The following is an 11,417-nucleotide window of genomic DNA, read 5'->3' as shown; positions in this document are numbered from 1 at the left end:
AATTTAAAATAAAAGATAAATCTTAAGTTTTTTTAAAAAAAACAAAAAATGCATTGCATTTGCATAAAAATTGATGTATTTTATATAAGGTGACTTTTTTATAATATAAAAAAACGAAAGCTTTATACTATTGTTTTATTAAAGAAAACTAATATTAAAAAACGAAATGGTAGGAATTACCGCCTTGAAAAAAATAAAAAATAATGGTAATATAAAAATATTGAAGAGTAAATTATAATAGGTTTAAAATAAATTAGTACTCAAAAGGTTTTTGAAAGGTGAATTTTATAGAGGATAAATAGAGATTAAAAATAGAGAGGCAGGTATATTATGGATTTAAATTTTCATAAAAAGAAGTTTGCAAATAGTTTTTTCGCAATAATTTTTATATTTATGATTGCATTTTCTTTTTTATCAAGAGTATATGCTGAAGGATATACATTGACGATTAGCGTATTTGGTAATGAAGATAAAAAGTTGATAAATGAATTAAAGGGAACTACTCCTTGTGAGGGATTGGTTTTTAAATTATGGAATATAAGTGAAAACTATGAAGAAACGTCTGATACAAGCAAAATTGTGGAAGATTTAAAAGATAAAAGCATAGAAGATTTAGACAAGATGTATAAAAACACATATACATCAGAAAAAACGGACAAAGAAGGAAAAACAACTATAAAAGATATAAAAAAGGGCATCTACTATGCAAGAGAAATAAGCAACAATAAAAATATAAAGGTAATGTCATTTGTAATCATAATGCCTATGGTAGATGATAGTGGGAAAATAGTGGATCATGTATTTCCAAAGGCAAGTATACTACCTCAAAAACCTGAATACGGAAGTAAAAAATTTGTAAAAACCGACGATTCGGAAAATAGTATCAAATATCTGCCTGGAGCAAAATTTTTGATTACACAAAAAGAAAAAGGTGAATATATAAGAGTCAAGAAAGATGGCAAAGATTATGTGGTGGAATCAGGTAGTGACGGTAAGTTTGAAGTAAAGGGAATAAAACCCAGTATTTACTACCTTGTAGAAGTTAATGCTCCAACAGGTTACGTATTATTAAAAGAACCATATAAATTTGAAATAACAAATAAAGCTGATGAAAGTGAAAGTATTTCAAGAATAGTGAATAAACTTATACCTGTTGAACCCGGGAAAGGTGATATCATAAAAACGCCCGGTTTAGATGGCGGTTCGAAAAAAATTGTAATTCCCAAGACAGGAGACGTGCAGATATACTTATTTTCAATTGCAGGAATCGCAATGATGTTGATGGGAACATATGTATATAGAATCAAAGAATAATATGACAAAAATGAAAATGATGTAACATCATTTGAAAATGGAGTTGGAATGAGCAAGCAAAAAAATAAGAAAAGAAAAAAAACATTTGGCGACTATCTTTTGTTATTTATATTTTTGATAGGATTAGGAATATTATCTTATCCGGTGATAAGTAGAATGTATTATCAAATAAATTCTACATCAGTAATAAATGACTTTGAAGCTGGAAAATCAAAACTGGACATCAAAGAAATAAATAGAAGAATAGATTTGGCAAAAGCATACAATTATTCTCTAATATCCGGCGGAACGGGATATAGGGATCCCTATTCAAAAAAGCAAAAAGAAGAGGGAAGAAAAGAATACGCCAGAATGCTTGAAATAAATGAAAAAATGGGACATATAAAAGTTCCAAAAATAAATATAGACCTACCCATATATGCGGGAACATCTGAAAAAGTTCTTCAAAAAGGAGTAGGACATCTGGAAGGAACATCCTTACCGGTAGGCGGTCCGGATACTCATGCTGTATTAACGGCACACAGAGGATTGCCGACTGCAAAGTTATTCACTGATTTAGATAAATTACAAATAGGAGATACATTTTATGTTTACAACATAAAAGAACCTCTGGCATATCAGATAGACAGTAAAAAAGTTATTGAACCAAGTGAATTTCAGGATTTAATGATCAGTGAAAATCACGACTACGTTACATTGCTTACTTGTACGCCATATATGATAAACTCTCATAGGCTTTTGGTAAGGGGGCATAGAATTCCATACGTGAAGGCCAAAGATAAAAAAGAAACAATGGAAGGTAAAGTAAGGAACTGGAAGAAGATAATGTTGATAGCATTACCAATAATTATAATATTGGCGATATATATAAGAAAAAAGATAGTTAATAAGAAAAAACATAATAAATCTGAGAAGGAAAGGAGAGGGAATGACTAAGGTTGAGAAAAGAAAGATATTTGGTCTGGTGATAGTACTAGTTGGAATCATAATATTTATGGCACCATATGTTCAAATATTGAAATCCAATTATGATACCAAAACAGAAACTGAAATATATCAAAAAAATCTGGAAAATATAAATCCGAAAAAATCAAAAGAACTAGAAAAATCAATAGACAAATACAATAAATCAGTAGTTGAAAATAACTCTATCATGGTTGATCCCTTTTCTGTGGAAAATTATGAAACCAAAAATGATATTCCAAAATTCAAAGATGATATATACGGATTTGTCATAATACCCAGGCTTGGAGAAAAGCTGCCGTTATATTTGGGAGCCAGCGAGGAAAACTTATCCAAAGGTTTGGCACATATTGACGGAACATCTTTGCCCGTAGGAGGAAACAACAGTAGATCAGTAATAGCCGGACACAGAGGGTACTATAGACGAATGATGCTTAGATATCTTGACAGGGTAAAAAAGGGAGACATGTTATACATATATAGTTTTGGAAAAAGATTGGAATACAGAGCTTTTAGTAGTGAGGAAATTTTCCCGTCAGAAAAAGATAAGTTAAATATTATGGAAAATGAAGATGTTGTAACTCTTTTAACTTGTACTCCTTACCCGACGAACAGGAAAAGATTACTGGTTAACTTCAGAAGAGTGAACACATCTAAATCTTTTGACCATAAAAATGAAAAAAATTACCAAAACAAATTAGTAAAGGATATAGACAAGGATTTAGAAAAGCAGTCGGTGGACAAAGATGTAAATGCGAAAAAAAGGGCATTAAATTTTACGGCTATTGTTTCGTTTATAATAGCTATTGGACTGATAATTAAGATTATTTTTATTATCTATAATGCTCGCATTAGAGAAAAGAGGGTGAAAATCAATGATTAAACTTGTAAAGGAGGGAGAAAAGGTGAACTATAAAAAGTTAATAAAAAAATTCAAACTATTATTCATATTCTTATTAATTTTTCAATTAATCTTTCAATCCTTACAAGTACCATTGGTATTTGGAAATGAAACGAATGAGAAATTGAAATTTCATGAAGATATACAAAGAAATAATAAGGTAATAAAAATTGAGAAAGATAAAGAAAATAACCTGAAATTTAAATTAGAAGCAAAAGATGTGAAAGTTAGTCATATTAAACTGATTCATCAAAAATCATTAAAACTCACAGAATCTAGTACAAATTATTTGAAGAATCTAGGATACAATATTGTTTCCAGCAATATGGATACTGTATGTGAACGTAATGAAAATTTTGAATCAATAGATTTAGAAGTAAGCTCTAAAGATAAGGATAAAAAGCAAGATATTTTGATTTCAGAGCTACAGTTAGAACAGATAAAAAATCCTAAACCTCAAAAAATAACTAATGGCGATGTATTTGCCATAGTTATATATACGGATCAGGGATACTATTATGATTATGCAGAATTATCTGATTCCGATATTAGTTCAATGATTGAAAAGGGGGTTTTGGAAGAATGGAGACATTTTAACCCTAAAAAAATTATTGACCACCTAAAAACTTCAGAAGATTCTAATAACGAAAAGTTTAATAAAGAAGAATCAAAAAATAAAGGTGGAGATGAATTAAAGGGAAATGTATCTCCAACTACAAATCCGGAAATCGGTTCTGATTCATCAAGTAATTTAGTGGCTAAGCCAAAGAAAAGAAATATTCCTTTTGCTTTGAAAGCAAATGGATATTATTATAATTATGGTAGTGACTATGATGATGACGAAAATTATGGTGAGTTTTATCAAAAGTTGGTCGATGCTTCATCTATATATGAAAAGACTGAATTTTATGAAGAAAATAAGGATAATCCCTTAGGAATTATGGGTGGGTTTCACCTTGTAGGATTTGGAACGGTAACAACAAAGGTTCATACGAATGGTAATATATTAACTAATAAACTTAAGTATGAAAGTAACTTTGGCACTAAGAATTTGAAGGAAGTAAGTTATATAAAAAATATAGAAACACATAATTCAATTACTGCAGGTGGTCATAGAGATTCTATATTAGTTGTTGGTAAGGGAATTAGAGTTGGAGGGGCTGATAATGGGTATTCATGGTCTTTAAATGATTGGAAACTAAATGAGCCTAAGAGAGAATATTATAATCCCAGATTATGGCAAGATGATAAAAAAGAGTTTATTAGTTTAGAAAACGTGAAAAAAGAAGCAATAAGAATTAATCAAAAATTTAGATATTATAAAAATACAGATAAAATAGATGTTAAATATAGTCAATCATACAATAACAATAAATATATAAGAGAAGTTGGAATTGAAGGAGAGAATAATAAATCCTTGAATGTATTAAATTTAAATTTTTCTGCTTTTAAAGATTATTACAGTGGATATATCGCGGATATGGACATAAACGGTTTTAAAAAAGGAACGAATGAAACATTAATCATAAATGTTGATTTAAAAGGAACAAATTCATTTAAAATACCTAGTTCAATTATACAATATACTGACAATACAACAGCATCAACTGGTCAGGTCAGAGAATGGGAAAAAGGAAATGTTATTTGGAACTTTTATGATTCATCTAAAGAAGATGGCATCTATAAAGGAGAAATATCAAATCAAGGTGCTGTTACCGGAATGATTTTTGCTCCGGGGGCGAATGTGAAAATAGAACACAATATTAATGGGACAATCGTTGCAGAAAATATTTCAATAGAGGGAGAATCCCATCGTTCAGATTTTACAGGAAAGACAATTGAATATCCTAAAGAATCTTTCAATAAGGGAAGATTTATGATACATAAGAAAAATAATAGTGGTTCATTTTTGGATAATGCAAAATTTAAATTAACGGGAGTAGGAACTTCATATAATGAAGAAAAAACATCTTCTAATGGAGGAAAAGTTTTGTTTGAAAACCTTTCTCCAGGAAATTATACTTTGGAAGAAATAGAATCTCCTAGAGGATATACGAAGTCCAAAGAAACTTGGAATATAAAAGTCGAAAACAATGGAAAGACTATTATAGGAGATAATACTAATAGCGGAACAATGGATACTCCTATTTTAGAGATAATAAATAAAAAAGAAACTTCAATTTCTGAAAAGGGAAAAGGGAAGTTTATTATCAATAAGACCGACGGTAAGAAAGCTTTAGATGGTGCAGTTTTTGAATTGAAAAACAACAGTAATCAATCGGTAATAGTTCCGTCTAGTGGAGAAGGAAGTTCGAAAATAACTTTCGAAAATCTGGATCCAGGTACATATACATTAAAAGAAAAAACTCCTCCAGCCGGATACGAAAAAACCAATCAGGAATGGACTGTAACAGTAGACAAGGATGGATTTACTAAAGTAGAAGAAAAATTGTCTAAGTCAAAAAAATCTCGTTCACAAAGCTCATCAGAAAGAGGTGCTGAAAAGCAATTTAGAAGTGCTGATTTGAGTTCTTATATTCTGCCGAGATTTGTAAGAGGGCTATTTGATAGTAATGGATTTAACTTTATAAATATTAATCCTGCACGTGCAGGCGAGCTAGATATTAATCAATTATATCCTAGAGACAATTCTCCAAGTCCTAACTTTAGCTATTCTGAGAAAGACGTTACTAAAAACAAAAGAAAAAATGAAAAGTACAAAAGCACTAATGAAGGTGATTGGTACAAATATAGAGGAAGAGACAAGTATAGTAGTACAAATGTAGCTGAGATCAATAAGTATTTAGTACCTACAGATAAGCCCGGTGAGTATGAAGTTCACCTAAAAGTAAGGGGTAACACTATAGAAGAAAAAAATAGTTTAGGAATAGTAATAGTATATGATCACTCGGGTTCCATGAGTCTTAGTCCCAATGGTTGGAACAGTAACAGTAGATTTGAAGTTGCAAAAGAAGCAACAGAAGGATTTTTAAGGGAGATTTTAAATCCAAATAATAATAATGTTCAGGCCGCTCTAGTAACCTTTGGAGGCGACTTATTTGATGGACATAATCATAAAGAAGGTTGGTATGATGATTATTCTCATTTTGAATTTACTAACGATCCGGAAAATATTATTAATAAAATGCCTGGAAGTCCAACAAAACCAAACAATCAAAAAGCTGGAACCTATACTGCTTCTGGATTAAAAAAGGCAGAAGAGCTTTTAAGAAATTCTCATTTTGACAAAAAAGTTATTATAACTATTACGGATGGTATACCTACTTTTTCACCTGCCGTTGAATATGCTGGAATACCTCAGTTGGACTACGGACCAAAATATGGGAATGGTTCCAGATTTCCATTAGATAATGGTAGTTATCATTCATACGATGGAGTATGGATAGAAAATCATGGGCAAGCCACTATACATCAAGCTAAAATCAATAAAAAAGCAGGAATCGATATGTATACGGTAGGTATTTTGATTGCAGCGGAAAAAGGTGCAACAGAAGAAGATGCACATAATGTAATGAGAGGTATTGCCAATCCAGGTAAGTATTTTAATAGTAATAAAATAGGTGATATCAAGAAAAATTTGGATAGGATACTTGTAGATCTTAATCATAAGACCGTAAATGAAGGTGAAATAAACGACCCATTGGGTAGTCAAGTAGAATATAATAGCAATTCGGGATATGATTTAAAAAAATACAGAAATGGAATAGAAGCCTCTGATGTGTCTACAAGAGCTAGAGTCGAGTATGACAATTTTAATCGAAAATTTAAGGTTAGTAACTTAATTCTTGGCAAAGATGAATCGTGCGAATTGATATACAAGGTTAATCTGAAAATAGAGGATAGCAACTTTGTATCGGGAAATATGTATCCAACTAATGGAAAAGCTACTTTAAAGCCATATGGCAAAAAAGATGTTAACTGGAGATTTCCAGAACCGGCGATTTCTGCAAAACTTAGGGATATAAAATTAACTAAAAAATGGAGGAAACAAAATGGTAGTAAGCCTCAGGATGGAACTGTAACTTTCCAACTTCAGAGAAAAAAATCAGCAGAAGATGATAGTAAATATAAGGATGTTAGTAGTCAAAATGTCACAAAGAATATTTCCGATGGAGATTTTGAACATACATTCAAAAATCTACCACCTTTTAATAATAAAGGGGAAATTTATAATTATAGAATCATAGAAACTAACATACCGGTAGGATATGAACCTACAACTCATGAGGAAGGGGATAACATAACCATCACAAATAAAGAAATTCCCGAGATAACAGTAGTAAATCATCCGGTTAAAAGATATGGAAAGTTTATAATCGAAAAAGAAGATGATAAAGGGAAACCTTTAGGTGGCGCAGAATTTAAATTAACGAACGACAAAACCGGTAAACAAGTTGAACCAACCAGTGGAGAAGGAACACCAAAGATAACATATGAAAAGCTAGAGGAAGGAAGTTATACGTTAGAAGAAGTGAGTTCTCCAGCAGGATATATAAGAACCACTGATAAATGGACCGTAACAGTGGATAAGGATGGATTTACCAGGGTAGAAAAATCGACTAAGTCATCAAAATCTTATTCGCTAGATTCATCAGAAGAAAGCGGTAAGAGACGGTTTAGAAGTGCCAGCCCAAGTTCTTATAATATACCAAGAAGTTTAAAATCACTTTATAGGGGAAATATTATTCCAGTCTCTAGAAGTGGCAATAGCATGGATGGATTGTATAATAAAAATGCTCAACCTAATCCTTCTTTTACGTATCAGGATTCTAGTAGTGGAAGAACAGGAGAAAAATATAAAAATCCTAAAATAACGGATGGATTTTATAATTACAAAGGAAATTTCAAAGGAAAATCAGTGGATGTTGCCGGAGTAAACAAATATCTTGAACCTACAAAGAAACCTGGTGAATATATAGTTCACTTAAAAGTAAAAGGTAATACTATAAAAGAAGAAAATAAAATAGGGGTAGTCGTGGTATATGATAATTCCGGATCCATGTATACTAATGACAGATATAGTAAAGCACATACAGCCACAAGTAAATTCATTAGAACTCTTCTGAGTAATGAAAATGTAGAAGCAGCTCTTGTTACATACAGTAATCATGTACTTGATGGCGAGGAACATTATAATCATAAGGATAGGGATTATGAAACAGTCCCTAATGCATGTACTGATGGTTTTACTTCAAGTGCAGATACTTTCATAAAAGCTTTACCAAAGTCAAAAAATATAAAAGCTGCTCATGGAACAAATACTGCAGCAGCATTGGTTAGAGCTCGGAAGTTGCTTGATGAGTCGGGAAATAAGTATGATAGAAAGTTTGTGATTGTGGTAACTGATGGAGCTCCTACATATTCTCCAATGATAATAGATGCTTATGATGATGTTTCATTTAGACCTAATGTCGAATTTTCATCTGATGAGAAAAAGACAAAAGGTAATGGAGAAGAGTATTCTTTAAAAAGAAAATCGAAGAAAGAATACGAAAAAGAATACAAAGTGAGACATTATACTATTAATAATCATGGTACTACGTGTGAATATGCATGTAATAATCTCAAGGAAAAAGGCGTAGAGATACACACAGTAGGTATTGAGATAGATGGCAAAAAGGAAGGAATAGATAAGAAAACAGCAACTGATTCTATGAAAAAGATGTCATCAAGAGATGATTATTACTATGATACAACAAATGTAGATTTATTAAGTGACAATCTTACAAAGATTTTGGAAAAAATAGACATGGATACTATTGAATACGGTAGTATTGAAGATAAAATTGGTGAGAAGGTAATTTTTGAAGAAAACAGTTATGATATAAAAGGCTTTAAAGACGGAGTTTTGGATGATGATATAACTCAATATGTGTACAAAAACTATGATAAAAATGAAAAAAAATTGACTATATCAAATCTGTATATTGGAGAAAACGAACACTGTGAAATTACATATAAAGTTCATTTGGATATAGAAAATGGAAACATTAAATCTGGTGAATTTTATAAAACAAATGAAAGTGCGACTTTAACGCCTCACTGGCAACATAATAATATAAAATGGAAATTCCCAGAACCGGCAATATCAGCTACTTTAAAAAATGTCAAATTGAAAAAGAGATGGCAAAATCAGAGTGAAAAAACATCTAACGACGAAATTACTTTCCAACTTCAAAGAAAGATAAAAGGTCAAGGAGACGAAGAATATAAAGATATTGCAGACAAATATATACGAAAAAAGATTAAAGATATATCCAATACGGAATTTACCCATACATTTAATGATTTAATACCTTTTAATAATAATGGTGAAATTTATGAATATCGAGTTATAGAAAAAGGAGTTCCAAACGGATATGATCCTATAATTGATACTGATGGAGAGGGAAATACAGATATTATAAATAGAGAAATACCTGTGGTGAAAGTAAAAAATAAACCAAATAATGTTGAATTTACCAAAGTCAGTAGCATAGGACAGCCATTAGGAGGAGCAATATTTAAACTTCAAAAAGAAGAGTCGACGAATACATGGAAAGATGTTGATAGATATAAAAATATTACTTCTAATAATCTAGAAGCAAAAATCCAAATGGAGAAACTTGCACCGGGTAAATATCGATTAATAGAAACTAAAGCCCCTGAAGGATTTATCACACCAAATAATAATCAGCCCGTTGCAACATTTACGGTAAATAAAGATGGAAACATAATTGATAAGAAAACAAATAATGATAAAAATACTATTATTATAAATCATCCTCAAGCCGTAGATTTAACTCTATTCAAATATGAAGGGAATGAAAGTGCCCAAAAACCTTTAAGGGGAGCAACATTTAAAATATATAAAAATGATTCCAGACCAGATAAAAATAATCCTACAGAAGAAGTAATAATTAAAGGTGTTTCAGAATGGATGACTAATGGCGATGGAGAAGTTACTATTAATGGATTAACTAATGGAACATATTGGCTTAGAGAAACTAAGCCACCTAAAGGATATGAAAGAATAGAAGGTTTCATTGGAAAAATAATCGTAAAAGATGGAAAACTTTTGTATAACAAACAACCGCTATATAATGATAAGGGAAAGAGTACACAGGACAATAAAATTGAATTAAAACAAAATACTTTAGAAATACAGAATAAGAAAAACTATATTGAACTTGAAAAGTGCTATAAAGATATTAGTGGTACAGAACAACCTTTAAATGGTGCCAAATTCGGACTTTACAAAGAAGTCAATAATAGTTATGTTCAGTATTTAAGAGAAAATGAACACTATATAGTTTCATCAGGACATACTGGAGAGGCTGGTAAATTTAGATTTGAGAAACTTGAGCCGGGAAAATATGTGGTAAGAGAAGAAGAGGCTCCTCTAGGGTTCGAAAAAATTGACGGGAATATAATAACATTCACTGTTAAAGAGAATGGAGATTATGTAGATATAGAAAATATTCAGTATAATAAAATAAGTAATAATGTTTGCAAAATAATCAATAAACGTAAACCTATGAAATTCTATATAATCAAAACTGATTCAAATGGATTGAAGCTATCAGACGGGATACTAGGAGTAAAAATAAAAGACCTTAAGTTTAATAATGGAAAAGATGAAAAAGAATTTAACTTAGCTAGTGATTATGAAAAATATGATTCATCTAGAGTTCAGAAAGAGGGATTAAAGATAGAAGTACCAGTAAATACTAAGTCAGGTACATATACTTTGAAAGAGATAAGAGCTCCGCAAGGTTTCCAATTGTCTAATAAAGAATACAAAATAAGAATAGATAGTGAAAATAGAAGAATTGAACTATTAGGAGATAAAAATAGTGTAAAACAAGTTCTGTATGAAGAAAATTCAAATAATTCCACTATAGAGCTTGGATCACCAATAGAAATAAAAAATAAGAGAGTGGAATATCCAAACACAGGCGGAATAGGAACCCTTCTATTCACAGTAATAGGTGGTGGATTAATGGCTATAAGTTCAATTTTCATAATGAGAAAAAAACGTAGAATTTAGTTTTTAACAGAATACTCAGATGAATTCATTTGGGTATTCTGAGAAATATTATTTAAAGTTGTAGATAATAAGAAGGAGGGATAGAGATCTTATACAGCTTTAATCACATAAATGATTAGGTTGGATAAAATTGATTCACCGAGCATTAAATAATTAATTTGAAATCAATTTATATAAGAAACTAAAAAA

Annotated in this window: 4 protein-coding genes; all 4 read left to right on the top strand. The window is 30.7% G+C overall.

The window, feature by feature from the left end:
- Positions 1-330: 330 nt before the first annotated feature.
- Genes HLB29_RS07930 through HLB29_RS07915 form a run of 4 tightly spaced genes read left to right on the top strand, consistent with a single transcriptional unit; the run spans position 331 to position 11,228 of the window.
- The gene (locus HLB29_RS07930; protein ID WP_185624640.1) at positions 331-1,314 is read left to right on the top strand and encodes a SpaA isopeptide-forming pilin-related protein; all 984 of its coding nucleotides are present in this window, start codon (positions 331-333) and stop codon (positions 1,312-1,314) included.
- Between the two features lie 48 nt (positions 1,315-1,362).
- Positions 1,363-2,250 carry a class C sortase gene (locus HLB29_RS07925; RefSeq protein ID WP_185624639.1) on the top strand — a complete coding sequence of 296 codons (888 nt, stop codon included), beginning with the start codon at positions 1,363-1,365 and terminating at the stop codon, positions 2,248-2,250.
- Positions 2,243-3,160 carry a class C sortase gene (locus HLB29_RS07920; RefSeq protein ID WP_185624638.1) on the top strand — a complete coding sequence of 306 codons (918 nt, stop codon included), beginning with the start codon at positions 2,243-2,245 and terminating at the stop codon, positions 3,158-3,160. The genes HLB29_RS07925 and HLB29_RS07920 overlap by 8 nt, the downstream gene beginning before the upstream one ends.
- 22 nt (positions 3,161-3,182) lie before the next feature.
- The gene (locus HLB29_RS07915) at positions 3,183-11,228 is read left to right on the top strand and encodes a SpaA isopeptide-forming pilin-related protein (RefSeq protein WP_185624637.1); all 8,046 of its coding nucleotides are present in this window, start codon (positions 3,183-3,185) and stop codon (positions 11,226-11,228) included.
- Positions 11,229-11,417 lie beyond the last annotated feature (189 nt).

Source organism: Peptostreptococcus canis (assembly GCF_014229965.1).
GTDB classification, from domain to species: Bacteria; Bacillota; Clostridia; order Peptostreptococcales; family Peptostreptococcaceae; genus Peptostreptococcus; species Peptostreptococcus canis.
Note: the sequence above shows the minus strand (reverse complement) of the source record. Positions and strands in the feature narration are given on the sequence as shown.